The sequence below is a fragment of the Psychrobacter sp. Arc29 genome (assembly GCF_041431175.1).
GTDB lineage: Bacteria > Pseudomonadota > Gammaproteobacteria > Pseudomonadales > Moraxellaceae > Psychrobacter.
Genome location: NZ_JASMRR010000012.1, coordinates 39,616 through 65,539 on the forward strand (window position 1 = coordinate 39,616; position 25,924 = coordinate 65,539).

At 45.6% G+C, this 25,924-nt stretch carries 17 protein-coding genes; 10 read left to right on the forward strand and 7 right to left on the reverse strand.

Annotated elements, in window-relative coordinates:
• The first annotated feature begins 12 nt into the window (after positions 1-12).
• Positions 13-1,575 (forward strand): flavin-containing monooxygenase, encoded by a 1,563-nt coding sequence (locus QO189_RS13355; protein ID WP_371533128.1) that lies wholly within the window; start codon positions 13-15, stop codon positions 1,573-1,575.
• Here the strand turns inward: QO189_RS13355 and QO189_RS13360 are convergent.
• Positions 1,565-2,521 (reverse strand): NAD(P)-dependent oxidoreductase, encoded by a 957-nt coding sequence (locus QO189_RS13360; RefSeq protein ID WP_371533101.1) that lies wholly within the window; start codon positions 2,519-2,521, stop codon positions 1,565-1,567. The genes QO189_RS13355 and QO189_RS13360 overlap by 11 nt on opposite strands.
• 450 nt (positions 2,522-2,971) lie before the next feature.
• On the opposite strand from QO189_RS13360, the gene rapA reads away from it, so the two are divergent.
• Both rapA and QO189_RS13370 read left to right on the forward strand, forming a co-directional pair.
• Entirely contained in the window at positions 2,972-5,860 is a 2,889-nt protein-coding gene (gene rapA / locus QO189_RS13365; RefSeq protein ID WP_371533102.1) for an RNA polymerase-associated protein RapA, read from the forward strand.
• A 430-nt stretch (positions 5,861-6,290) separates the two neighbouring features.
• Entirely contained in the window at positions 6,291-7,193 is a 903-nt protein-coding gene (locus tag QO189_RS13370; RefSeq protein WP_371533103.1) for an acyl-CoA thioesterase, read from the forward strand.
• Positions 7,194-7,287: 94 nt separating this feature from the next.
• Here QO189_RS13370 and mutY read toward each other — a convergent pair whose 3' ends face one another.
• From mutY to QO189_RS13395, 5 genes are all read right to left on the reverse strand, one after another.
• On the reverse strand, positions 7,288-8,574 hold the full coding sequence (gene mutY / locus QO189_RS13375) for an A/G-specific adenine glycosylase (RefSeq protein WP_371533104.1): 1,287 nt from the start codon (positions 8,572-8,574) through the stop codon (positions 7,288-7,290).
• Between the two features lie 105 nt (positions 8,575-8,679).
• Positions 8,680-10,077 (reverse strand): P-loop NTPase fold protein, encoded by a 1,398-nt coding sequence (locus tag QO189_RS13380; protein ID WP_371533105.1) that lies wholly within the window; start codon positions 10,075-10,077, stop codon positions 8,680-8,682.
• Positions 10,078-10,206: 129 nt separating this feature from the next.
• Complete coding sequence (gene ylqF / locus QO189_RS13385) at positions 10,207-11,163, reverse strand: ribosome biogenesis GTPase YlqF (protein ID WP_371533106.1); 957 nt, start codon at positions 11,161-11,163, stop codon at positions 10,207-10,209.
• Positions 11,164-11,288: 125 nt separating this feature from the next.
• Positions 11,289-14,447: a DUF2339 domain-containing protein gene (locus tag QO189_RS13390; RefSeq protein WP_371533107.1), complete on the reverse strand. Its 3,159-nt coding sequence runs from the start codon at positions 14,445-14,447 to the stop codon at positions 11,289-11,291.
• Between the two features lie 170 nt (positions 14,448-14,617).
• Positions 14,618-15,355, reverse strand: coding sequence for a dienelactone hydrolase family protein (locus QO189_RS13395; protein ID WP_371533108.1), 738 nt, complete (start codon positions 15,353-15,355; stop codon positions 14,618-14,620).
• Between the two features lie 144 nt (positions 15,356-15,499).
• Between QO189_RS13395 and QO189_RS13400 the strand changes: the two genes are divergently transcribed.
• Together QO189_RS13400 and QO189_RS13405 are read left to right on the forward strand one after the other, a co-directional pair.
• Positions 15,500-16,093: a YcgN family cysteine cluster protein gene (locus QO189_RS13400; RefSeq protein ID WP_371533109.1), complete on the forward strand. Its 594-nt coding sequence runs from the start codon at positions 15,500-15,502 to the stop codon at positions 16,091-16,093.
• Between the two features lie 45 nt (positions 16,094-16,138).
• Positions 16,139-16,936: a hypothetical protein gene (locus QO189_RS13405; protein ID WP_371533110.1), complete on the forward strand. Its 798-nt coding sequence runs from the start codon at positions 16,139-16,141 to the stop codon at positions 16,934-16,936.
• A 33-nt stretch (positions 16,937-16,969) separates the two neighbouring features.
• Here the strand turns inward: QO189_RS13405 and QO189_RS13410 are convergent, their stop codons facing one another.
• Positions 16,970-18,280, reverse strand: a complete 1,311-nt coding sequence (locus QO189_RS13410) for a DUF4105 domain-containing protein (protein ID WP_371533111.1) — start codon at positions 18,278-18,280, stop codon at positions 16,970-16,972.
• A 263-nt stretch (positions 18,281-18,543) separates the two neighbouring features.
• On the opposite strand from QO189_RS13410, the gene QO189_RS13415 reads away from it, so the two are divergent.
• The 5 genes from QO189_RS13415 (at position 18,544) to QO189_RS13435 (ending at position 25,902) form a co-directional block, all read left to right on the forward strand.
• Positions 18,544-19,443 carry a CBS domain-containing protein gene (locus QO189_RS13415; RefSeq protein WP_075106412.1) on the forward strand — a complete coding sequence of 300 codons (900 nt, stop codon included), beginning with the start codon at positions 18,544-18,546 and terminating at the stop codon, positions 19,441-19,443.
• Between the two features lie 276 nt (positions 19,444-19,719).
• Complete coding sequence (gene lnt, locus QO189_RS13420; RefSeq protein WP_371533112.1) at positions 19,720-21,294, forward strand: apolipoprotein N-acyltransferase; 1,575 nt, start codon at positions 19,720-19,722, stop codon at positions 21,292-21,294.
• Between the two features lie 191 nt (positions 21,295-21,485).
• Positions 21,486-21,947 (forward strand): hypothetical protein, encoded by a 462-nt coding sequence (locus QO189_RS13425; protein ID WP_371533113.1) that lies wholly within the window; start codon positions 21,486-21,488, stop codon positions 21,945-21,947.
• Between the two features lie 361 nt (positions 21,948-22,308).
• Positions 22,309-23,811, forward strand: coding sequence for a peptide MFS transporter (locus tag QO189_RS13430; protein WP_371533129.1), 1,503 nt, complete (start codon positions 22,309-22,311; stop codon positions 23,809-23,811).
• Positions 23,812-24,084: 273 nt separating this feature from the next.
• Entirely contained in the window at positions 24,085-25,902 is a 1,818-nt protein-coding gene (locus QO189_RS13435) for an aminopeptidase P family protein (protein WP_371533114.1), read from the forward strand.
• Positions 25,903-25,924: the final 22 nt, after the last annotated feature.

Genomic DNA, 25,924 nt, shown 5'->3' on the forward strand with positions numbered 1-25,924 from the left:
AAAAAGCCGCAAATGGACAAGCTGGCCGATTATGAAGTGCTGATTATTGGTGCTGGTATTGCTGGTATCGGTATGGCCTGCCGCTTACAGCAACTACAGCATAAAAATTTATTTGGTCATAAAAGTGGAAAAAAGCAAAGGCAGAACAAATCAGTTAACAAGAACAAAACCTCGCAGCGCTTTGCCATATTAGAAAAGCGTGCCGATCTCGGCGGGACGTGGGATTTATTTACCTATCCTGGTATTCGCTCTGATTCTGATGCCTTGACCTTTGGCTATAACTTCAGACCGTGGCTAGATTATAGAATGCTGGCAGCAGGTGGCGATATCAAGCGTTATATCGCTGATACGGCGCGCGAGTTTGGTATTACTGAGCATATTCGCTATGAGCATGAAGTCCAGAAAATATCATGGTCGAGTATGGATCAATTATGGACAGCAACCATAAAAAATCATGCGAGCGGAGAAGTGTTCGTCAAAACCGCAAAATTCGTTGTGGGTGCTACGGGTTACTATGACTATGAGCAAGGCTATCGTCCTCATTTTGATGGAGAAGAAGATTTCCGTGGTCGTATCGTCCATCCACAGCATTGGGATAATTTAGATTATAACGACAAAAAAGTGGTTATCATTGGCAGCGGTGCTACCGCTATGACGCTATTACCGGCGTTAGTGGATGAAGACAGCGAGCAATGTGCGCGTCATGTCACGATGCTACAACGGACGCCCACTTATGTGGCAAGCGTGCAGGGTGATGATCATGCTATCGACTGGCTATCGGGCAAGTTTTCTCCTTTATCAAAAGAGCAGGCCTATACGGCACTACGTGCCCGCAACGTGTTACGGCAGCAAGGGCTGTATAAATTAGCCACTCATGCGCCGAAGCTGATGAAAGCCGTCCTAAAAGGCGGCGTGACTAAAGAGTTAAAAGGCAGTGGCGTTGATATCGAGCACTTTATGCCCGACTACAATCCTTGGGATCAACGCGTTTGCGCTGTACCAGACAGTGACTTATTTAAATCTTTGCACGGTAAACGTGCAGCAGTGGTGACCGATCAGATCGACCGCTTTACCGAGACAGGTATCATGTTGCAATTAGGCGAGCATCTGGACGCTGATATCATCGTCACAGCAACGGGGTTAAAGCTGCAAATGCTAGGCGGGGCAGCTGTGTATATCGACGGGCAGGCTATTGATATTGGGACACGTATGACTTATAAAGCGGTCATGATCGAAGGCGTACCCAATATGGCTGCCTTATTTGGCTACACTAACGCTTCATGGACGCTAAAGATTGATTTAGCGTGTCAGTATTTGGTTCGGCTACTGAGTTATATGCACAAAAACCGCTACCAAGTCGCGCTGCCACAGGCACAGACGGCGAATGCTACCGTCTATGCTCAAGCAGATACGGTGATGGGCTCGCTATCGTCTGGATATGTCAGACGTGCCAAAGACAGACTGCCTAAGCAAGGCGATCGCTATCCGTGGTACGTGACCAACAATTATCTAAGCGACCGTGTGATGCTCAAATACCGCAAAATAAAAGACGACTGGTTGCGGTTTAGTCGTTAGTTGTTTGCGGGTTATCGATAAAATCAGCCACTTGTTTGCTCAATATCTGCCACAAGGTCTCTTGGGCGCTTTTGCTGCCCCAAGCATTGTGCGGACTAAATATGACGCGCGGATGATCGCTGAGACTGAGCAGTGGGTCATTGTCAGCGATGGGTTCCTGTTCGAACACGTCACTGGCATAACCGATGATTTGCTCGTTATTGATCGCGTCGGTCAATGCTTGGCTGTCGACGACACCGCCACGAGCGACATTGACGATGAGCGGCTGCTTGCTCATTTTTGCCAAGGTGTCTTTATTAACGAGATGCTCGGTTTGCTCATTCAATGGGCAATGAAGACTAATCACATCTGCACGAGCCAGCACCTCATCAAATGCCGTGTACTCATCGCTGCGAGGCGTGCGCCCTTGATGCTCGGCCCATAGAACTGTCATACCAAAAGCGCGGGCGATTTTGGTCACGCGTTTGCCAATGGTGCCAATACCAATGATGCCTAGCGTCTTGTCTTCCAAATCTATCAGCGGAATATCCAGCAGGCAAAAATTCCCGTTTGCTAGCCATGTGCCATCAGCGACTTTTTGATGATAATGAATACCGGCACGCATCGCTGTCAGCATTAACATAAAGGTATGTTCAGGCACGCTTTTGACTGCATATCCCGCCACATTATAAAGTGCTACGCCATGTTTATCGCAAGCGGCTTGATCGACGTTATTCATGCCAGTAGCGGTCAATTGAATCAATTTTAGCTTAGGTAGGCCAGCGATCACCTCCGCGCCAATTTGCACTTTATTGGTGATGATGATATCGGCATCTTTACAACGCTCAATGATGAGGTCTGTGTCTTTTGGTGTGTCGTTATAAGTGATGTAATCGCTCACGCCTGCCGGTGCAGGTAAGTCAATACCATCAGAAAAAGTGCCTTTATCCAAAAAAACGGCTTGCATCGTGATTCCTTATTTATTGTTGTCCTATAGATGGTAATAGTTGTCAAATGAATCGTTATCGGCTTAATGTAGCACGTTGGTGTTTTTAGTCAAAAACGAATCCATTAAATATTGGCTAAGTTGGTATAAGCGCCTCTTGGTTAAGTCGGCATAAGCGTTTAAAAAACAAAGTAATTTATATCATAAGCGGATTCACTTAGCATGATTGGGCTCAAAGACCTCATAAAGTCATGGGTATCATAAGCCACCTCTTGAAAATTGAACTTAACGCACTCATCTAGCCGCTAACGTTATATAATGGTACGGCTTGGCTGCTGGTTTCGGTTTTACTAAGATTATGACACTGCGTTTGCATTTATTGACGATTTGCCTCATTTTTAACCTGACTGCTATCACAAGCCACCATTGCTATCTAATTTTTAATTATCTGAGTACAAAAGACATCGCCTTATGACTATCTCTATTGCTTCATTGCACAGTACTGAATTCGCCGTTGGCCAACGTTATTTATCTGATACGGAGTCTGAGCTTGGCTTAGGTGTGGTTATCGATGTCGATGATCGATGTGTGCATATTTTATTTCCACAAAGTGAAGAGACGCGCGTCTACGCAAAAAACTCTGCGCCATTATCGCGCGTGGTGTTTAAGGTTGGCGATACTATCTATGACCAAGATGGCAAAAGCTATACGGTCAATGCCGTCGATGAAGTCATGGGCGTACTCAAATACGGCGTCGATGAGCATGAGCGCGGTATTATGGAGACCCGTCTTGCTGCTAACATTACGCTAGCCAAGCCGCTTGAGCGCTTGCTCGCGGGTCGTATCGAGCGCGGTGATTGGTACGAGCTGCGCCAAGATATCTTGCGTATGCAATCAGCGTTGGCAGGCCATCCACTTAAAGGGTTGATGGGCGCACGTGTTGATATCATCGAGCATCAGTTGTACATCGCACACGAAGTCGGTAAGCGTATCGCGCCGCGTGTACTATTGGCTGATGAAGTGGGCCTTGGTAAAACCATCGAAGCGGGCATGATTATCCATCAGCAGCTGCTAACGGGTAAAGCTGAGCGCGTTTTGATTTTGGTGCCAGATAGCTTGCAGTATCAATGGATGATTGAGCTGCGTCGTCGTTTTAATCTAAACTTTGCATTATTTGACTTGGTACGTACGGCTGCGATTAAAGAACATGATCCTGAGCAAAACGTCTTTACCACTGAGCAATGTATCATCGCCGGTATGGACTTGTTGATTGACCATCCAGACTTGTATGATCAAGCGATGGAGGCAGGATTTGATCTATTGGTCGTGGACGAAGCGCATCATCTGCATTGGGATGAGGCACAAGGCGGCAATGATAAGTATGACCTAGTGGCAGACTTTGCAGAAGAGACCCCAGGCGTGATGCTATTGACAGCGACACCAGAGCAGCTTGGCGCGCAAAGTCACTTTGCCCGTTTGCGTCTGCTTGATCCAGATCGCTTCGATGATCTAGATGAGTTTATCGATGGTCAAGAAGCGTTTGCGGAAACGGCAGCAGTCGCTGGTGTATTAATAGAAGACAAGCCGCTCAATGACGGTCAAATCGCTGCTTTGAGTAGCTTATTAGACATCAGTATGGATGAGCTATCCACGATCAATGAAGACGACAAACTGCGCACCTATGCGCTCAACGAGCTATTAGACCGTCACGGTACCGGTCGTATTTTGTTCCGCAATACGCGTGAGAGTGTGAAAGGGTTCTATGGTCGTAGCAGCCAGCCGCACCCACTGCCACTCCCTGACGCATGGAAAGACAGCTATCAAACCAATGGAAAATTGCGTGAGCAGCTATGGGGTGAAGAAAACCAACCAGATGGTGGCTGGCTAGAAGATGATCCACGCGTCTCTTGGTTGGTTGATATCTTACGCGGTGAGCTTAAGCAACAAAAAGTGCTATTAATCGCTCGTAGTGGTGCGACGGTAGAGAGTTTAGAAGCGGTATTGCGTCTGCATGCGGGTATCAAAACCGCCATCTTTACTGAGCAGATGACTTTGCTTGAGCGTGACCAAGCAGCAGCGTTTTTCGCGGATAGCGAAGGCGCACAAATATTACTGTGCTCAGAGATTGGCTCAGAAGGTCGTAATTTTCAGTTTGCTAGCCAGCTGATCCTATGGGACTTACCAGCTAATCCAGATACCTTGGAGCAGCGTATCGGTCGCCTAGATCGTATCGGTCAGACACAGCAGATCATGCTGCATGTGCCTTATGTACAGGGCACGGCGCAAGAGCGTCTGTATCATTGGTATAACGATGCACTAAATATGTTTAACCAGATATCGCCAACGGCACAAAGCGTGCAAGAGCAGTATATCCAAGAGCTCAAGCCAATGCTGGAAGGCGCAGATACTGCTGAAAACAATGTCATTCTACAAGACGTCATTGATGAGGCGTTACAGACGCGATTGGGGCTAGAAGCACAGCTGCAAGCTGGCCGTGATCGCCTGCTAGAGTACAACTCATGCCGTCCGCGTGTCGCTGGTCGTATCGCTGATGCCATGCGTGACTTTGATGGCAATAACTTGCTGCCACATTTTATGGAGCGTTTCTTTGCGTCTGCCAATATCGATCATAATATTCAACGTGATGGCTCGTGGGTCATTGCACCGATCGATAGTACTGAGATCAGTGACTATATCGATGGCTTGCCGCTTGGTGATGAAGACGGTATGACGTTGACCTTTGAGCGTGAGCAAGCGCTCCAACGTGAAGATATCGACTTTATCACGCACGAGCATCCATTGATGCGTGCCATCTATGAGCTGGCGAGTACCAGCACCTTTGGTAATACGACCGTTGCTATGCTAAAAAGTGCCGCTGTACCGCAAGGTATGGTACTGCTAGAGGTGAACTTCCGTGTTGAAGCCATCGCGCCAAAAGTGCTTAATCTGCCAGCGACATTGACCACGCAAAATATCCGTGTCTTTATCAGTGAGCAGGGCAGTGATCTATCCGCTCGTATCAGTGCTGATATGATCATGCCGCATGTGGAACGCTTGGACAAAAACCGTGCCCGCCAAGTGATTAAAGTGCGCGGTGATGTGATAGAGCAGCGTTATTACGAGGCTGAAGATATCGCTCGTCAGCAAATCGCTGAGATTGGTGAGCAAGCAAGCGCGCGCTTTAGCCAGCAGTGGTCACGCGAGATCAAACGTCTCAAACACTTGCAAACCATTAATCCAAACGTACGTCCTGAAGAGATTGAGCGCCTAGAGCAGCTCAAAGCCCAAGGTGAGCAAGCGCTAAGTAACTTATCATTAGTGCCAGATTCTATCCGTGTGCTGGTCGCCGTCAAGCCATAAGTATTGAGAAGGTTATCAAAAACGAGATGTTGCTAGACATCTCGTTTTTTTATGACTCAAATTGCTTGAAGTGACGTATTAAGCGCGATTTGTCTCGTGCAAATAGTGAAGTAACACTTATGAGTAAGCGGACAGTAGCTAGTAAAAACCAACAATATTGGGTAAGATGTTCCCCTTTTCTACCAAAAATAAATACATGGCGATAGTCCTACTGGCTGTGGCTGTCTATTTGTTCTAAAATTTTTATTGCGTATGTTAGGGCGTGTTCATAATTCAATCGTTTATCACCATTTTTAAAATAGGGACACGCCCTAGCAAGTGATCTCATATTATTTTACATTCAAGCGCAGCGTCTATATGGCATCGAGATTGTTAGATGCGTATATTTGGATGCTGAGCGTGTTTGATAAAAATAAGGAAACATATTGTCATGTCCGATAATTCACAACTGATTGATGAGCTGCTATCTACCATCGCGCTTATTGAGGTTACCCCAGATGTCTTTGAGGGTAAGAGCCATGATTATGTGGGCAGTCGTATATTTGGTGGGCAGGTGCTTGCCCAAGCCATCATGGCCGCGGCGCATACCTTAGACCAAGATAAGCCTTGTCACTCGCTACATGGGTACTTTTTGCGCGGCGGTGATATCAATCAACCAGTGATCTATCAAGTGCGCCGCTTGCGTGACGGCCGCAGTCTATCTGCCCGTGAAGTGACTGCCATTCAGTATAAAGAAGTGCGCGGTAAGCCACCGATTGAACAGGTGATATTTTCGATGATTGCCTCGTTTTCACCGATGGAGGATGGCCTTGCGTATCAAGAAGACATGCCTGTCTATCCGCCGCCAGAAGATCTATTGACCGAGCAAGATTTAAAAGAAGACTATGTCGGCAAAGTACCAGACGCGCTCAAAGCACGCTTTATGCGCCGTCGTCACGTCGAGATAAAACCCGTCAAACCGCGTAATCCGATCAATCCAGAACCGATGAAACCCAAGCAAGCAAACTGGCTGCGTATCCACAAGCTTGGCAATCAGCCCGTGGCTATTCAGCAAGCACTATTGGCGTTTTCTTCTGATTTTTACTTGGTTGGTACTGGGCTGATGTCACATGGCGTAAGCTTTATGACCAGTGGTTTGCAAGCCGCTAGCATCGATCACTCTATGCACTTTCACCGTGAATTTGATTTGAATGATTGGCTGCTCTATGACATGTGGAGTGATACAACGTCCAATGCGAAAGGGTTGAACCATGGTCAGTTTTGGCAAGATGGCAAACTGGTCGCCACCGTGCAGCAAGAAGGCCTAATGCGTTTGCGTGTGCCAAAGTCCTAACCCTAGCCTTAGAGTAGTTATTAGCTCCCGTTATACTGTCATCATAAAAAAGCGACTCACTATTGATAATGAGTCGTTTTTTTTATGCTAATTTTTATTCTAAGATCTTAATCATCGCGCGAGGCAACCCTAGATTGTCTTGCGCTGTTTGTTCGGTCAGCCATTTAAAATCAATCTCAGCCGATGCTAACTTTTCATTGAGCTCTAGTATTTGCGCAGAGTCAACCGTTAGTTTGCGCGGGGTTAAATACCAATGAAAATGAGTTAGTGAGTGCTTAATGGGAGCATCATCAAGCAATGACTTACTGACTGATTGGGTGACCAACTCGTTTTTTATGAGCCATTCATTGATAATTTGCTCAGCCGTGGTAAATTCTGCTTCGTATATTTTTTCATGACTACGGACATCACTTGCTACTTTCGATGGCTTATCAGCACTCGTGACTGATTTTTTATCAGCAGTTTTTCCAGTTGCCTTGCTATTCGCTTTACCGTCGACTTTTTCTACGAACTGTAATGGCAAACTCCACAAACCGCCCCAAATGCCATTATCAGGGCGTTGTAGCCATAGTATTTTACCGTCTGCACTTTCAATAAGTAACGCATCGCTGAATTTACTAGGTTTGGGCTGCTTTTTCGCTTTGACGGGGTAATCAGTCTCGCGCCCCTCGGCATGGGCTAGGCAGTCGGCTTGCAATGGACATAACAGGCACGCAGGCTTACGGCGAATACATAGCGTTGCACCCATATCCATCATGGCTTGCGCAAACAGTCCGGAGTTCTCTGTCGGTGTCAGTCGCTCTGCCAATGCCCATAGTTCTTTGGTGGTAGTAGATTTGGTAATGTCACCGTCATTCGCTGCCCAGCGCGTCAATACCCGTTTGACATTGCCATCACAGATGACGCCATAACGGTGCAATCCCATCGCCATAATCGCGCCAGCCGTTGATGGGCCAACGCCAGAAATCGCCTCCCAACCTGCGAGTGTTTGTGGAAACTCGCCCGTTTCCTCGATTACCTCAACCAGCTGCTTCGCGCCTTTATGCAAATTACGCGCGCGCGCATAATAGCCAAGCCCTGCCCAGTGTTCGGCAACCAAATCCCATTCTGCTGCGGCTAAATCTTGCACAGTAGGAAAGGTATCCATAAACCGTGCAAAATAGGGCAGTACGGTGGTGACCTGCGTTTGCTGGAGCATGACTTCAGATAGCCAAACGATATAAGGGTTGGGCGTGTCAGTTTGGTGCTGTTGCCACGGCAAATCATGGCGACCGTTTTTGGCAAACCAATCGAGAAGGCGCGTGGCGAAGGCATTGAGGGAAGAGGTAGTGTGGTTAAAAGTCGTGTTAGAAGATTCAGAATTGGCAGTTGGCTGGGTCATAGGCTTTATTATTTGGTTTTTTGAAGGTAGGTAATTATACCTGATAGGCGTATTTGCTACGACCCAACTTTAACGTAATGCTATTAAATAATGTAATAAAAATAACTACTTAATAATGTCGAAGAGTAAGAGGTTATTGATTACCTGCTTAATATATTCATCATTATGTATATCGCTGACATAATCATATTTGCCTAAACTAATCTTAATATGCCTTTGCACTGTTTGTCGTTCAATAGTACTACTTGGCAGATCTAAAAAAGAGTTTATAAAATACCCATCAAATACGAACAAGAAAAGATGCTTAACGGACAAGTCATTAAGAATGTCAGACCTAGAATGTGGATGGCTTATATCTAACCTAGAACTATTAGTAAAATTTGAAAACTTAGTAGAGTTTATATGTCTTGTTACGATTTGGTTTAGTAGCTCTTTATCCATCATATAAACAAAAGATAGAAAGACCATAAAAATCTCCTCAGCAATGGGAGATTTACTTTTGTCTTTATCTTCAAAAACAATCAATGTTTCAATACAACGTACAACTTGTTCGATATTACGAAGTGATAATTCACCGAGATCTAAAAATTTTGGAATCTCATAGATGAACTGGTTGTCTTTAAGTGTGTGTGGAATCACCTTGCTGTCTTGTACTACTTTTCTAAAGTAAGTGTCGTTGTTGTCAATCGCTTGATTCTCCCCACCTTTACTAGTCGTAGGTAGGTTAATTTGATACTTAAAAAATTTATATAAATAGCTATTCGAGTCGGTCTCGTTGCCATAGCTATGTTTAATAGTCGCCTTTAGTTGATCTGCATTGGTAACGAGGATAATTTGCACGTTTTCAACGTCAAAAACATGCTTAATGGTTTCAAGCATTGCCACTGCAAAATCTGGTCGGCAGCGATCAAGCTCATCAATGAGTAAAATGATAGGGTTGGTGGAAGCAATATCTGATAGAGTATCACGCAATGTTGATAAATTCTTTTCCGCTTCTGCTTGATCTTTAATCATAGACTCAAGTGACTGGTCGATAAGAGATTTTGACCCATCCTTTATTTCTTCCATTCCATCTGCTAGTGCATCAGGAATATCTGCCGCGTATCTACCGAATGCAAATCCTAATCCTGCTTTGAGACCTATACCAGAAATAAGCCTTAGGTAAGGCACTGCATTTTTTATAAAATTCTTTCGCTTGTCGTCTTTTTCATCGTAGAAACTAGCCACCTCAGCTATAAGTGTTAAGAGCGGCTCGTTGGCATGATCAGCTTGAAAAGCATTTACATAGCCAACTTTATAGTCATTCGTATTATCTGCTTCAATCAGATTTTTAAGTTTGAAGCAAAACTCGGTTTTGCCTGTCCCCCATTTACCATCAATAATAAGTGGTGACACATCAATAGCTGAATCTAATAACTTAATGATTTTTTCGGCAATAGGCTTACGTGTAAACTCATCTCTTTCATCAAATGTGAAATCTTTCATTAAGTTGTAATCTGTCATTACTTATTCTCTATATTTGTATTTTTGACATACGATACTTATGTTATACAGAGAATAAAGGCATAAAAAAAGCCCACAAGGGCTTTTATATAGGCAATTATTTTTTGAGTAATGAGCCTTGATCTAAACTTACTTCCGATTCTTCCGCGTCTTTAGACGACGTAATCGCTTTTCTTCCTCACGAGCTTTTTTCTTCTCTTCAGCAGCGATGCGTTGCTCTGCGACGACGATTTCTTCCGCTTCAGTCATCGCTGGTGTCTCTAGCGTGATGCGACCAATCTTTGCGCTACGCAGCTCGTTGATGAGAATCTCAGACATGCGGTAGGTATCGACTTGATTGCCCGAACGTACACAGCCGCGATTACGTCCAGCCACTTCAAAAAACTCCCAATCGGTCTTGGGTAGTTCCTCAATTTTATAGCGAGTTTTTAACAGCTCAGGATAGGCTTGCATCAAGTACTCAGCGGTATAGCTTGCCACATCAGCGAAATCAAACGCCGTATCACGGATGCCGCCCGTTGCGGCTAGACGATAGCCCGAGTTTTCATTTTCAACCTTTGGCCATAGCATACCGGGCGTGTCGTAGAGCATGATGTCATCGTCGAGTTTAATCAACTGCTGCGATTTGGTTACAGCTGGCTCATCACCTGTCTTTGCCACAGCGCGTCCTGCTAGCGTATTGATCAGCGTTGATTTTCCAACGTTTGGAATACCCATAATCATCGCTTTGATTTGACGACCAGTCCCGACTTTATTGGGTACGAGATGCTTACAGATGGCGATGATGCGTTTTACATCATTGGCTTTTTCAGTATCGCAAGCAATGGCTTTGACCCCATCTTGCTGCTCGAGATAATCCATCCATGCTTGAGTCAACTCAGGATCGGCAAGGTCAGCTTTGTTCAGGATTTTGATAACAGGTTTTTCGCCGCGCAGTGCTGCGACCATTGGGTTTTCACTACTATATGGAATACGCGCATCGATGACCTCGATGACCAAATCCATCTGCGGCATGACTTCTTTGATTTCGTTACGGGCTTTGTTCATATGCCCAGGGAACCACTGAATACTTGCTCTCTTATCCATCTGCTTTCATAACCTTTTATAAAAAATGCTAAAAGTAAAACAATCAACGTTTACTTTCTAATGGTGTCCAGTTTACTACAGAACCACATTGCTCACGGTACAATTTCACCCAACCAGCTTTGTGATTACGCTTGATTTTGGTTTTCTGTTTCCTCATGCGCGGGTGGTAATGGGGCAAGGTAACCAATTAATAGTATTAAACTGCCTGCACCAAGGAAGGATATCACTCGCCAAATTGCCTCAGTCTGTGACAAATCTACCAAGACAAGCTTAAGTACGACGATACCTAACAATCCAATACCCATAAACCAAAGCGCGCGTTGCCAGTAGCGACTCGCCATGATGGTGGCGACCAATGCCAAGAGCGTCCACAAAATCGTCAGTCCTGTTTGTACTTTCTCGCTCTGCCATGCGCCGCCTTGATAGTCATTCCAAAGTGGCGTACCAATAAAGGCGTGTAGCGTTCTGACCAATATGCTGGAAATCAACCAAAAACTGATCAGTCCCAATACAATTAGCAGACTCTCAGTGGTGAATACGCGCTTAGATTTGGCAGCTGCATTTGCTTCGATAAGTGTCTCGTCACGGTTTTTTTGGCTTATATAATAGAGACTAAAGCCAACCAACAGCGTCAACCAAGCGGTGAGGTCATATAGGTTGAATAATGGAAAATAAGACAGTCCCCAAATCACACCATCATAAGACCAATTGGTAAGAACAACCCACAGTAAAGCAATGGGAGCAAAAATGGCAGCGCATCCTAATAGTGCCTGTTGCCAATCAAACCAATACAGCAGACCTTGTTTTGAAGCTTTATTAATTGATGTATTTTCTTCATTTTGACTGAGATAACGAAGATTGAACCATAACCCAAATAATATGAGTGTCGCTGAAAACAAGATAGCCATCACGCCATCAGAATCTGGTAGGCCATAATGCGCCGCGGCAGCAATCAGTAACAGCCCTGTACCGAGCCAGCTTACCTCAGTGTAACGTGCCTTGTTGTTATTATCAGACCAAGTTTTCAGCCATAGCTGACCTATCAGTAACCAGCCGATTATCAAACCTATGAATACCAACCACTCCGCTGTTACCCACGTTAGATTTCGCTCGAATTTTTGTGGCAGTTGTAGCACTAGCATGAAGTAGAACAGGGCTAGTAATCCACGACTCAGCTGTCTAACCTCCGCCCACGGACGATAGCGGTTGATGACCCAATAGGCGGCCAGACTGATGAGTGCTGCTAGTGCAATTACCGTCGTATCTGATTGCCAACTATCAAACCAATGATGCAAATCAAGTATCAGCACTTGTAGCATCCACGCTATCGCCGTCAATGTTAAAAACTTTATTAATCTAGGGCTGTGCCAGACGAGTTTGAACGCATAGCTTTGATGATTGATAGCGTTCAGCCATTGCTGTGCTGCTTGATTGTTGATACCCAGTGCATGAGCGTAATTGGTCATCGTATCTGATGGGTTGTCACACTTTTGTGCCTTTGTGGTAAAAGGCGTTATAGCGTCATGATTTTGACTATTACTGTTATGCAGCTTATTCATTAACATCGCAGGGGAGTTGCTGGCGCGTAAGATAAAGGCGGTCGCCAGATAAGCAATTGCTGAAATACTAAAGGCTAAAACGGGATAGTCGTTGCTAGAGAATATCGCTGTGGTCACGAGCATACCGATACTGACAAGCTGTAATAGCAAGCCGAATAATACAGACCATGACCGCAGCGAGCGCCTGCCAAACCATACCAGAGCAAGTCCTTGCACCGACCAACCAAAAGCAATCCATTCCGCATCTAGCGCCAGCGGAATCATCAGCGCCAAAAACCCAGCACCCAACGCCAGCATACTCTCGGTCACCAGTAGATAACGCGGGCTTTGTTTGACAAAGACATATCCTGTGCCTAAGTACAGCAATGCCAAAATACCAGCAGTAATCGTCAATCCATGCGACACGCCATCAAGCAAGGCGGCCAGCACCCCAAAGGCCAGTACGGGTGCTGAAAACAGTAAGCTGGTATCTATCGGGAAGATTGCTTGCGATGGTGAGTTGGCTAAAGATAGCCTGTCGGGCGCTTGATCGTTGGTAGTACTGGTAGTGTTGTAGTCAATAACATGCTGCGCATAGCGAATGACCACAAACAAGTACAGCAGCACGTGCAGCGCAGTGATCAGTACCAACGACCAGCGCTGCGTCTCAATAATGGCGGTTAAGTCTTCGGTCAAGCCCCAATAGTAGGCCAATCCAAACGTGACAGTGACCCCAAGCAGATTCAGTACTTTCCACGGGCGATAGTGGGCGATGACAGCGATGGTGATATTGAGAAGCAGATAATAACCAAAAAGCGCCGTCAAACTTCCCGTATCCTCACTGGTCAAAATCGGCGCAAAAAACCCACCAGACAATGCTAACAACGCGAGCGGAAAAGCGTTTTGACGTACAGCAAGAGCGATAGTGATGGCAGATAGTATTCCAAGCCCAATAAAGCTCGGTACACTTGGCATGATTTCATAAACGCTGTAAGCAAAAAAGGTGCTCAAATATGTAATCGCTAAGCCTGCGCCCTGTAGCGTAATACCATACGAGAAGCGTTTTGCGGTGAGTTTGAGTCCCAGTGCTGCCAATGCCAAACCTGCAGCGCCGATGGTGACAAGCTTTGTGGTAATTGAGATCTCGATATATTCGCTGAGCAAGCGCAGCAGCAGTACCACACCCACCAGCAGTACCAATACGCCAACTCGTACGACAAGATTGCCGCCAAAAAACCAGTTTTTGATTGAGTGCATGAGCGAGGTGACGATAGGAAGTGAGCGCTCATCAGGTTCAATGGGGGTGTTTTTGTCGTTGTTTTTTGCTGCTACTGGGTCAAGAGGGTCTACGGATTTCTGATCAGAAGCGTCTGATTTTATATCGTTGGTTGGTGTCGAGTCAGTAGTAGGTAGTGGCGGTGGCGACGATATAGGAGTTCGACGGTTTGAGTCAACGATGGGGTCTTGGGTAGCGTTATCCCTAGTGCCAGCAACCGTATCCGTTTCAGTAACGGCATCAGCGTCTTTAGAAAAATTCTTGCGCGTATGGGCACCGTCATCAACCAACTGCGTGGCAGAGGATGTTATGCTACGTTTTGCTTGCTGCTCAAGCTCATCCTGTAGTTTTGTCACATCGCGGCGCAAATACGTGATTTCTCGCTTTATTTTGGTGTATAAAGCGACTACTACAATCAATAAAATTGTAAAAGCCAGCCAACCTAACTGGGTCATCCATAGGTATAACATCTTGTTGCTCAATCCAGCTGATAGTAGTGTGATAATGACGCGATTTGGTAAGAAGTACAAGAGCACGCTGATAACTCATCTGAGCATCTATTAGTCAAATAAAACGCAAAATAAAAGGGCAGCTTAATAGTTAAGCTGCCCTTCTCGATGAGTTTTATATCAAATGGTTCTTATGCCAAATTGGCTTTCATAAACTCAAGCATATTTTCCCAGCTTTGCTTAGCAGCGGCTTCGTTATAGCCAAGATCCACATCATTGTTTGCCGCGCGCTCATCGGCATGTGGGTTGGTAAAGCCATGCTTAGCATTGTCATAGACATCGATTGTGTAGTCCACGTCAGCCGCGTCTAGCTCTGATTTTAGGCCCTCGATGGCATCCATTGATACCATTGAGTCATCACGGCCATGCGCGACCAATACTTTTGCTTTAAAGTTTTTATCTGCTGGATGTTTTGGCGTTGGGTTACCATGGAAGGTAGCAACCGCTTTTAGTGGCATGCCTTCGCGAGCCATATCTAATACCACCTTGCCGCCGAAACAAAAACCAATTGCCGCAAGCTTGTCACCATCGACTGATAACTGATCGCTAAAGTCATTGAGGATCAACTGGCAGCGTGACATGAGCATGTCTTGATCAGCCAGTACTTGTTCCATCCACATATTGGCTTGCGCCGCATCGGTGGTGAGTTTGCCTTCGCCATAAACGTCCATTGCGACTGCTGCGTAGCCTGCTTCTGCCAAGCGCTCGACCACAGATTTGGGATGATCAACCACGCCCCACCATTCTGGCGCAACCAAAATACCTGCTGCTGGGTTCTCATCTGAGGCCCCTTCTGGTAGTGCGACATAGCTGATAAGCTCAACACCGTTTTCGGTGGTACTGATTAACTCGAAAGTCTTAACTGACATAGGATTGTCCCTTTTTATGTTATGAGTTTTAATTATTCGTCATTATGATAGTTCGTTTTCTAACTCGTACTACCTTAACGCCCATATCTAGCAAAAACAGCTATAATAGTGTAACGCTCTTTATCAAAATGCTACTGCGACCCTATGACTATAAATTTCTTAAACAAAAATAATGAACAATCAGGCTTGCATTCAGGCGTCAATCTAGATGGTAAGCTTGCGCAATCGATAAGTTTATTTCCTGATAATGCTGACACTGATTCTAAGTCTGAGCCACTGCGTCCGCAGTTTTGGTCGCGGTTTGCCTTAAACGAGCTAAATCATAGCGAATGGGAAGCGTTGTGTGATGGCTGCGGCAGCTGCTGCTTAATCAAATATATCGATGATGACAACGATGAAACGTTGGTTGAATATACCGATGTGACGTGTCAGCTGATGGACTGCGCAACAGGATACTGTCAGCACTATGCGACGCGCCAAGAGCATGTGCCAGACTGTATTCAGCTGACCATGGACAACTTGCCCAACATGATGTGGCTGCCATCGCATTGCGCCTATAAGCGTTTGTATAAAGGGCAGGGGTTACCAAGCTGGCATCTGTTATTGACTGAGGATGCTGTAGTCACTCAGCACGAAATGCGCGCCGCCAATGTGGGTGTCGCTGGCCGCTGTGTGTCTGAAACCAGTATGTCTGATGAAGAAATGGAAACGCGCGTGGTACATTGGGTACAGCCGTAGTTCATTATTTGCTGATATAAAAAGTTATGATCCAAGGATTGGAATATGCATAAAGTTTGCCGTACAACAGGTTTGATATTCAGTGCTGCTTTTTTGTCAATTGGCTGCTCAAATATTGCTCACTTGTCTGAGACCAATTTTCCTACTCATCAAACTGCACAAGTAATACCTGTAAAAGGTGGATTAACATCTGTGAGTGCGCCTGCATTAGACGCGCCAGTTGTGGTGGATTGGCAAAAGATAGAGGCAGCCGCAGATAAAAAATATGAAGACGAGCCATTGGCTGACTATTATCTAAATATTTTATCCGAGGAAGAAAGGAATGGTGCGCCTTGGTTTTATGCACAAGATTTTAATGTTTCTATTGAAGAGGCGCAGCGTCGATTATTATTGCAAGGGATTAGCTCGCCGCTGATTAACTCAATTACAGAGCACTTAGGCGCAAATGTTGCCGCCGTTTATTATGATAATAATGACCCTGATGAATTTTCTATTAAAGTAACGACACTAACCAAGGTTAAAGCCGTCCCGCCAAAATACGTGTATCACTTTAAGCAAAAGGAATTTGAAAATTATTCTTTTCCTATTTATATCCAAGCCACTAGTGATAAAACGCATCAGCAGATTGTTGCATTGCAAGAAAAAGCGTGGCCTGAGATATTAAAGCGTTATCCTGACGCTCAAAGTATTGGTTTTAGCCCAATGACCAATACTATTAATGTGACGATTTACCGCCCAACGTCTAATGAAATCGAGCGCCAACGCATAGAGAATGAGTTGACTGACCTTATCGGTTACTTGGTAATGGTTGAATTTACGCAATATCGGATAACTACGCTTTAATGGTTAGGGCTATTTAACATACGATCAATACTATTACTGAGAAGCCTGAGCAGTCGATTTGGCTTGTGCTTCAGCGCTAGATTGAGAGCCGGCCAGTGGTGGTATCGGAATATCTTGACGAATTTTCCGAGAGAACTCACGGCTATTGGCAACAGAGTGCAGGTTGTTGAAGCCCATAGATTTTGGATTGATATGGGTGCGCTCATACCACGTATCCATCGACCAAGGCTGATTGTCTTTTGTTGGTGCCGCATCGAGCATACCGACGTCGTATAAATAATTGGGCAACCAGCCCGATACCCAAATCCGATAATCCCACGGCAGGCGATCGCCACTAACGATGCGCGCCATATAAAAGATGATATTAGTACAGTTACTCGTCAGCGTGTTGTACCAGTCGGGTTTGGTATTGAGCCTATCAATCGCGGTTAGGTAAGACTCAAACAGCGCACGCACTTCATGTTGCTGCAAATTGCTGATAGGAAATAGATAGACTTGCTCACCGCGTGCGTTGCTGCGCGTATAGATGATGTCACGCTCTTCTGCGGCAATCAGGCTCAGCTCATACCGTCGAAAAAATCCTGCCAGTGCCGAAAACGACTCGCCATTTTCTTTACGAATCTCAAATGAGAAGGCAAGTGGTCTATCGTCTTCAAAGCGAAAACTGACCAAAGTATGAGCAATCAGCGGCCCCATCCAGTAAGAGTTGGTCACATCAACGCCAGAGAGTTTAGATAAATCAATCGTGCGCGTCTCCCAATGCTCTGTGGCGTCTTCTTTATTTTGCCAATCAAAATTACGGACATTGGTTAAGGTAATCAAGTCAGGGTTGGTTGCATCGCGCTCATAAGAGACTTGCTGGTCGACCTCAGCCATCCAGTCGCGATCTTGCTTGGGTTCGATAGAAAAAAACCAGCCTAGACCTATGAGCCAAGTTGCTCCGTATAAACCAATTAGCCGCTTAGTAGCTGTATGTTTACCAACCGACTTTTTACCAATGGACGCTTTATCAGCCGATGAGACACTGAGCAGTATCTTTGTGACTGTATGCCAATAACGCGTACCAAGCAGTGCGGCTAATATACCCACGATGATGAGTGTTGCAAGCCAAGTGAGTACGGAGCTTATCCCGTACTGATACCAAATCGCTAATAGCAACCACACTGCTGATAGCAATATTGTGATAGCGATCAAAAAAACCACGAGACGATGTCGCCATGTCGGTCTTTGTGGTTTGTTATCTGCTAATCTGTTGTCCAACTCGCGACTGACAGAATGGATATCTGCAAGCTGGCTGCATGGACGCGATGATAATAAGCGGGAAAAAACGGAGCGTAGCGACATAAAGTTTGTTTTGATAAATAATGGCTTTGACCATAGCAAAGTTTATAACACACTGACAATACAATTTGAGTGAATTTGTCGTTGAATGTCGGTGAGGCTTGCGATAAAGTGAAGCTAAATTGTGCTGGTATGTCTGTTGTTTGTTACACAGATAATGATAAGCGCGCTGTTTTATTTGGCGCTTTTGTCCCCATCTATGCTCTACTTATCTTATGAACGGTTATTCTAATTGCCATTAACTAAAGAGGTTAAATCACACCACCATGTCTGACGACACTCCCAGCCCGAGTAGTTGGTCGATGCGCGGCTTAAAACGCTGGCTATCGACCGCCCCCGAAACCCGTGATGAATTGATTCGTCTGGTACAAGACTCGCGCCAGTTTTTAGAGCCCGATACGGTCGATATGTTAGAAGGCGTGCTCGATCTGCCGGCGACACAAGTGCGCGAGATCATGACACCGCGACCGCAAGTGATTGGTCTGCACGAAAGCACTAGCCTTGACGAAGTGATGGACATCATTCTTGATACGACGCACTCGCGCTATCCTGTTTTTGACAGTCAAGACGATGATGCCGTCATTGGCATCCTATTGGCAAAAGATTTGATTCCTATTCTGGTTCACATGGTACGCAACCAAGAAGACAAAATCGATAGCAAACGTCTAAAAGACTTGGTGCGCCAGCCATTATATATCAGTGAAACAGCTCGTTCTGATACCCTGCTGCGCTCATTGCAGCGCACGCAAGTGCATATGGCGATCGTCGTCGATGAGTTTGGCAACTTTGGTGGTGTCGTTACCATGGAAGACTTGTTAGAGGAAATCGTTGGTGACATCGTTGATGAGCATGATGATTTTGATGAAGACAGCGATATTAATAATATCGTCGCTGATCCTGAAAAGCCAAACACATGGCGCGTCCAAGCATCTACGGTGATTGAGGACTGTAATGATGAGCTTGGCAGTCGTTTTGATGATACCGATGTCGACACGATGGGCGGTCTGGTCATGCAAGCACTCGGTTTCGTTGGTGATTTGGAGGGTGAGAGCGTGGTGATAGATGATTGGCAAATCACCATCACTGATGTGGAAGGGCGCTTTATCCAGAATCTAGAGCTTACCAAAACCAATGGGGATCAGCAGATACTGATAGGCAGCCATTAATTTGTATGTATTCCCATAATCAGTAATTAGTGATAAAACATTCTTAGCAAGCTCAATAAAAAACACGATGAATAATCGTGTTTTTTGCTTTCTGTCTTTTGTATTTTGGTATGAGGTTTTCGCTACGCAAATTTACCCATTAATCGGTTTTGACTGGTATCATGGGTGGATTTTATTTGTGGTCCTGCATAAAGCATTATGCAGTCAGTTTTTGCTCGGGCTTTGTCTCAGTGCTGAGCTGTGAAATTTTGAAAAATATGGTCTTGGATAACTGCTATGCGTCTGTCTACTGTTGATTTACAAAAACGCCTGAACCCTGAACAGCCAAAAGGCTTACATCTGGGACTGGCGGTACTGATCGCTTTGTTGGCAGGAGGCGCTTTCACACTTGCGCTCGCGCCTTACGGTATTTGGCCAGTTGCGTTGGTATCACCTGCCATTTTGTATGCGCTATTGATGCCAGAGATGACAGGTCGCCGCGCCTTTCTCATTGGGCAGGCATATGGCACAGGACTTTGGTGTGTGGGTGCGTTTTGGCTGTACACCTCCATCCATGTCTATGGTTCGACGCCCGTATGGCTTGCGCTGATTATGATTGCGCTGATGGGTCTCGGCATGGGGTTATTCCATGGCTTTTTGGCGCTGATTTTTAATCGAGTGGTTGGCAAGCAGCCATTATCTTTTGCTGCGCTTTGGATACTCCAAGAGTGGATGAAAACGTGGCTATTCACAGGCTTTCCTTGGCTATTCGTCGGTTATGCATTTACTGAGCAATATTGGTTGTCATCCTTGGCGCCTGTCGCGGGTGTCTTTGCTGTTTCCTTTGTGGCGGTGCTACTGGCTGCCAGTATCGTTGAGCTATTGCGTCGCCGCGGCGGCTATATGATTCCGTCGATAGCCTTGTTGGTTGTTAGCTGCTCGCTATGGTTGATCAATCCGCAGTGGACCAAACCAAAAGGCACGCCTGATTTATCAGTGTCTTTGATTCAAGGCAATATCCCGCAAGATCTAAAATGGCTTACTGAGTATCAAATAGAAACCCTAAAAATCTACGCAACCTTGACTCGAGATGAGTGGGGGCGTGACATTGTGCTGTGGCCTGAGTCATCGATTCCGATGTTTCAGACAGAAGCGGTCGGTTTTATCAATGAAATGGTCAAAATGGCCAAAGAGACGGACACAACATGGGTGACGGGCATTCCTTATAAAGACGAAGCCGCGTTTGATGCCAGTAAAGATAAATATGCGCCGTTTTATAATAGTGTGGTTGCGCTAGGGGCTCAGGCAGATGGCTTGTATAAAAAACAGCGTCTGGTACCCTTTGGTGAATATATTCCGTTTGAAGGTGTGCTTGATATTCTGCCAAATCTGGCAGGCAGCCAAGATATTATGAGCTATAGCCGCGGCAGTGATCATCAGTCACCGCTGCGTGTACGAGGCCATAACTTGGGTGCGGCTATCTGCTATGAAGTCGCGTATCCAGATACCACGCGCAAAAACGCGATTGGCACAGACTTTTTATTGACCATCTCAAACGATGCGTGGTTCGGTACGTCGGCAGGCCCGCTACAGCATTTGCAAATGGTACAGATGCGCGCGCTCGAAAATGGTCGCTGGTTTATGCGTGCGACCAACACGGGGGTGACAGCTATCATCGACCATAAAGGTCGCATCGTAGCGCGTGCTCCGCAGTTTGAGCGCACCGTACTACGCGGTAATATACAGGCGCGTGTTGGTAATACGCCGTTTATGCGTTTTGGCCAATATCCTATTTTGTTTATTATGGCGCTGCTGCTGATATTGAGTTACTTAGGTAAGCGTCCCAAGACGTCAGTACGTTTAAGTAAATAAGATTGATATTTGTTGAATATAGTAGTCAATGACAGTTAGCAGTTTGAGTAAATAACTGTCATCAACGCTAAAAGCGAATAGTAAAATTGTCGATAATAAACCCTTTAAATACTTAAGGGTTTTCACAAATCAGTATAAATTGCGATATAATAGGTCAATATTTCAAATATTTTGTGCAAGGTGGATAAGGTATGTCAGAAGGTATCGTCAATAACAATCCAAAAAAAGAGCTGTTATACACTCTAGGTGGCATTGCCTTATTCTTAGGTATTGTCTTACTTATTGGTGTTTCTGCATTTTTGCGTCCAGCAGGTGAGCATATCACGGCGACGCCAACGGAAGCATCAGAGGCCGCTGATGAAGCAGAAGCCATTGCTACCGAAGACGCTGCTGCCCCGACTGAAGCAAATGCTGAAACAGCACCAGCAGATGCAGCAGCACCTGATACGGCCGCAGATGCAACCGTCACACCAGCGACAGATGCAGATAGTGCAGTCGTCACTGCAGAAGCAGGTACAGCGACCGCTTCTGGTACAGTAAGCCAAGCGGCAGTTGCCGATGCTGATTTAACTGCTGAGCAAGCGGATGGTGACTTAGATGCTGGGGATGCTGTCGATACTGGTAACGCCGCTGATGAGACAGCAGCACAGTAATCCTGATATAGTGGCTGACTGTTTATCCAAATAAATAGTGAAAGTGACTCGCAAGTAACTTAAAAATAAAGCATTTACGAACGGTAATATCACCTTGATAATACGGCTTTTTATAGCGAAAAAAAGCTCGCTCTCAGCGATTGAGAGCGAGCTTTTTTGTGGGTATTTGTGTAATTTTTAGCCAACTTTTTCTTTACTTGGGTATAACCAAGTGAAACAATGTTCCGCCTATATGACCGCTTATCGGAATAATTAGGCATTTGGTCATTACCAAAATAATCTTTAAAGGAATAAAGTTGTGAGTACACAATCAAAATCAGAATCTAGTGCGGCTGAGCTGCAAGCACTAGACAATGGCTTTATGGGACACCCTGCGCCATTACGCTCGTTGTTTTTTACTGAGATGTGGGAGCGTTTCTCTTACTATAGTATCCGTCCGCTACTCGTGCTATTTATGGTAGCAACAGTGAGTAGTGGTGGTTTTGGGTTTGATGAAGTCACGGCTTCTGCTATCTATGGTATTTTTGCTGGTTCATTATATTTAGCAGCCGTACCGGGCGGTTGGCTAGCAGATAACTGGCTGGGTCAAGAGCGCGCACTGTGGTGGGGTAGTATTGTGATTGCCCTTGGTCACTTATGTATTGCACTCTCTGCTGTGTTCGGGATGGCGTTATTTTTCGTTGGTTTGATCTGTATCGTCTTGGGGTCAGGGCTATTTAAGACCTGTATCTCAGTGATGGTTGGCGCTTTGTATCCTAAAGGTGACTCTCGCCGTGATGGCGGTTTTACCTTGTTTTATATGGGTATTAACATCGGCGCGCTATTGGCTGCACTTATCGTCGGTGTGTTTAAAGAAAAAGGCATGTGGCACGTCGGCTTTGGTGTCGGTGGTTTGGGGATGCTAGTGTCCTTGCTCATCTATCGTTTTGTCGCCCAAAAGAATTTGACGCGTTTTGCGCGAGCCAAAGGTATCGATGCCGAGTGGGAACACTCCAATGATCGCTACAAAAACATTGGCCGCTGGGTGGGTGGTTTTGTGGCTCTGTTAGTCGCCATTGTGCTGTTAGTTTCTACAGGTATGGTGTCGTTCAACCCTGAGCTGGTCGCAGAGTATATGACCTATATCATTGCTGCCGTCGTCATCCTTTACTTTGCCATTATGTTTATTTCACCGCGATTGGATAAGACGGACAAACTGCGCTTGCTGATCTGCTTTATTTTAATCATTGGCTCGACGCTGTTTTGGTCAAGTTTTGAGCAGCAGCCAACCTCTTTTAACTTATTTGCTGATCGTTATACGGATCTAAATGTTATGGGGTTTGAAATACCAAGCATTTGGTTTCAGTCGTTGAACCCATTATTTATTTTAATATTGGCGCCTATCGTTAGTATTATCTGGGTCAAGCTGGGTAACCGAGGTCTTGAGCCGAGCAGTATGGCAAAATTTGCACTCGGGATGCTACTCGCCGCCGCTGGTTTTGCTTTGATGATTTTTGCATCAAAAAGTATCTTAGCGCCTGGTGCTGGCTTAGCCTCGCCTTTATGGTTGGTGGGGAGTCTGCTGTTATTAACCCTTGGTGAGTTAGCGCTTAGCCCGGTAGGTCTGTCATCAATGACCAAGCTTGCACCAAAAGGCATGCAAGGTCAGATGATGGGGCTCTTCTTTGCTTCTATTGCGATGGGTAACTTGGTTGCGGCATTCTTTGGTGGTCATGTCTCAGCGGACAAAATCGAAGGTTTGCCGACTTTGTTTACCACTATGACGATCTTCTTGGTAGTCTCTGCCGTGATACTGTTGGTGTTGGCCAAACCTATCAATAATATGCTGCAAAAAAGCGAGCACGCTGACGAGATAAGCCAATAAAGACAGATAATTGGTGTATGCAAATCCTCTATCATGCCCATAGAATCAGTCCATAACCCATGATAAGACGTGTTACCATAACTGGCAGCACGTTTTATTGTTTTAATCAGTGAGATATTTTTTTAGGCTATTGAAAGCCTACATTCTGCCCAAACATCTAGTTATGTTCTGCTGCAATACTATCAAGCAGCATCTAATAAGACGACTATTCATAGTTGCTACTCACCTCTCGATTTCTAAATAATTTATCTAAAATAAATAAGGACACCTATCATGAATAAACAAATCATCCAAGAGCGTATCGATATGCTACGCAAAACGCTAGTGGCTCAAGACCTCACTGCGATCATCGTACCCTCTGCCGATCCACATCTGTCTGAGTATTTGCCAGAGTATTGGCAAACCCGTCAGTGGCTATCAGGGTTTACGGGTTCAGTAGGGACGCTTGTCGTGACTGCTGATTTTGCTGGTCTATGGACGGATAGCCGTTATTGGGTACATGCGGCTGAGCAACTAGAGGGTACGGGTATCACTTTGGAGAAGCTGGCACCTGGTCAACCAAATCATATCGACTGGCTGGCCGATCATTTGCAAGAAGGAGATAGCGTGGCAGTAGATGGTAATGTGCTCTCTATCGCTGAGCAAGATCGACTATTGAATGCATTTGATGCCAATGATATTACCTTGATCACTGAACGTGATGTATTGACGAGCGTTTGGACAGATCGTCCAGCACTGCCTAATGCCAAATTGTATGCACATGATGAGCAGTTTCTTGCACAGTCTGCGACTTCAAAACTTGCGGCAGTACGCGCAGGCATGAAGGATGCTGGCGCAACCCATCATCTACTCTCAAGCTTAGATGACATCGCTTGGCTGACGAACTTGCGCGGTGCTGACGTTGATTACAACCCAGTGTTCTTAGCACATATGCTGATTGATACAGACAGTGCAACATTATTTGTTGATACCGATAAAGTGAGCGAAGATATTGCACAAAGTCTAAAAGACAGCGGTATCACATTGGCTGATTATTCTGCTGTACAAGAGGCATTGAGTTCGTTAACACCAGAAGATCTATTACTATTAGACCCAAGTAAAGTCGCAGTCGGTACCTTGTCCAAAATGGCAGACGATGTTGGCTTTATTGAGCAGATGGCACCGAGTACACTGCTTAAGTCTGTTAAGTCTGACTCAGATATCGAGCATGTGCGTGAGGCAATGCGTCAAGACGGCGCGGCTTTAGCGGAGTTCTTTTCTGAGTTTGAGCAGCGTCTAGCAGCAGGCGAGCGCCTAAGTGAGCTGGATGTAGATAGTATGCTGATAGAGGTGCGTAGCCGTCAGCCGCATTATGTATCGCCAAGCTTCCCAACCATCGCTGGTTTCAATGAAAATGGTGCATTGCCGCATTACCGCGCAACGCCAGAGAAGTTTAGCTACTTAGATGTCAACGAAGGTGAAGGTGGTTTACTACTCATTGACTCAGGCGCTCAGTATCAAAATGGTACGACAGATATCACCCGCGTGGTCGGTATTGGACAAGTTACCGCTGAGCACAAACGTGACTTTACGACCGTACTCAAAGCCCATATTGCGCTCGCTCGTGCTTACTTCCCTGATGGTATTGCGTCACCATTGATTGATGCGATTTGCCGCGCACCACTGTGGCAGGCTCAGATGGACTATGGCCACGGTACTGGTCACGGTGTCGGTTATTTCTTAAACGTACATGAAGGCCCGCAAGTCATTGCTTATAGTGCCAGCACACCAAAAGAGCGTGCGATGAAAGTCGGTATGATTTCAAGTAATGAGCCAGGTTTGTACCGCGAGGGCAAATGGGGTATCCGTATCGAGAACTTGGTCGTGAATACACCAGTTGCTAGCCCTACTGAGACAGAGTTTGGTCAATTCTTACACTTTGAAACCATCACTTATTGCCCAATCGACACGCGTCTGATCGAGCCTTCACTACTGGATCAAGTCGAGATTGATTGGTTAAATAGCTATCATAGCCAAGTCTATGCCGAGTTAAATGATCGCGTAGAAGGTGCCGCCCTTGAGTGGTTGACTGAACGTACCAAAGCCATTTAATACCCAGCTCAAAACATCAACT

Excerpts from the sequence above, each read along its gene's own strand:
- ylqF (WP_371533106.1), bottom strand. The coding sequence starts at position 11,163 with ATGGATAAGAGAGCAAGTATTCAGTGGTTCCCTGGGCATATGAACAAA.
- rapA (WP_371533102.1), top strand. The coding sequence starts at position 2,972 with ATGACTATCTCTATTGCTTCATTGCACAGTACTGAATTCGCCGTTGGC.
- QO189_RS13380 (WP_371533105.1), bottom strand. The coding sequence starts at position 10,077 with ATGACAGATTACAACTTAATGAAAGATTTCACATTTGATGAAAGAGAT.
- QO189_RS13400 (WP_371533109.1), top strand. The coding sequence starts at position 15,500 with ATGACTATAAATTTCTTAAACAAAAATAATGAACAATCAGGCTTGCAT.
- QO189_RS13355 (WP_371533128.1), top strand. The coding sequence starts at position 13 with ATGGACAAGCTGGCCGATTATGAAGTGCTGATTATTGGTGCTGGTATT.
- QO189_RS13405 (WP_371533110.1), top strand. The coding sequence starts at position 16,139 with ATGCATAAAGTTTGCCGTACAACAGGTTTGATATTCAGTGCTGCTTTT.
- lnt (WP_371533112.1), top strand. The coding sequence starts at position 19,720 with ATGCGTCTGTCTACTGTTGATTTACAAAAACGCCTGAACCCTGAACAG.
- QO189_RS13390 (WP_371533107.1), bottom strand. The coding sequence starts at position 14,447 with ATGTTATACCTATGGATGACCCAGTTAGGTTGGCTGGCTTTTACAATT.
- QO189_RS13425 (WP_371533113.1), top strand. The coding sequence starts at position 21,486 with ATGTCAGAAGGTATCGTCAATAACAATCCAAAAAAAGAGCTGTTATAC.
- mutY (WP_371533104.1), bottom strand. The coding sequence starts at position 8,574 with ATGACCCAGCCAACTGCCAATTCTGAATCTTCTAACACGACTTTTAAC.
- QO189_RS13435 (WP_371533114.1), top strand. The coding sequence starts at position 24,085 with ATGAATAAACAAATCATCCAAGAGCGTATCGATATGCTACGCAAAACG.
- QO189_RS13370 (WP_371533103.1), top strand. The coding sequence starts at position 6,291 with ATGTCCGATAATTCACAACTGATTGATGAGCTGCTATCTACCATCGCG.
- QO189_RS13415 (WP_075106412.1), top strand. The coding sequence starts at position 18,544 with ATGTCTGACGACACTCCCAGCCCGAGTAGTTGGTCGATGCGCGGCTTA.
- QO189_RS13395 (WP_371533108.1), bottom strand. The coding sequence starts at position 15,355 with ATGTCAGTTAAGACTTTCGAGTTAATCAGTACCACCGAAAACGGTGTT.
- QO189_RS13410 (WP_371533111.1), bottom strand. The coding sequence starts at position 18,280 with ATGTCGCTACGCTCCGTTTTTTCCCGCTTATTATCATCGCGTCCATGC.
- QO189_RS13360 (WP_371533101.1), bottom strand. The coding sequence starts at position 2,521 with ATGCAAGCCGTTTTTTTGGATAAAGGCACTTTTTCTGATGGTATTGAC.
- QO189_RS13430 (WP_371533129.1), top strand. The coding sequence starts at position 22,309 with ATGGGACACCCTGCGCCATTACGCTCGTTGTTTTTTACTGAGATGTGG.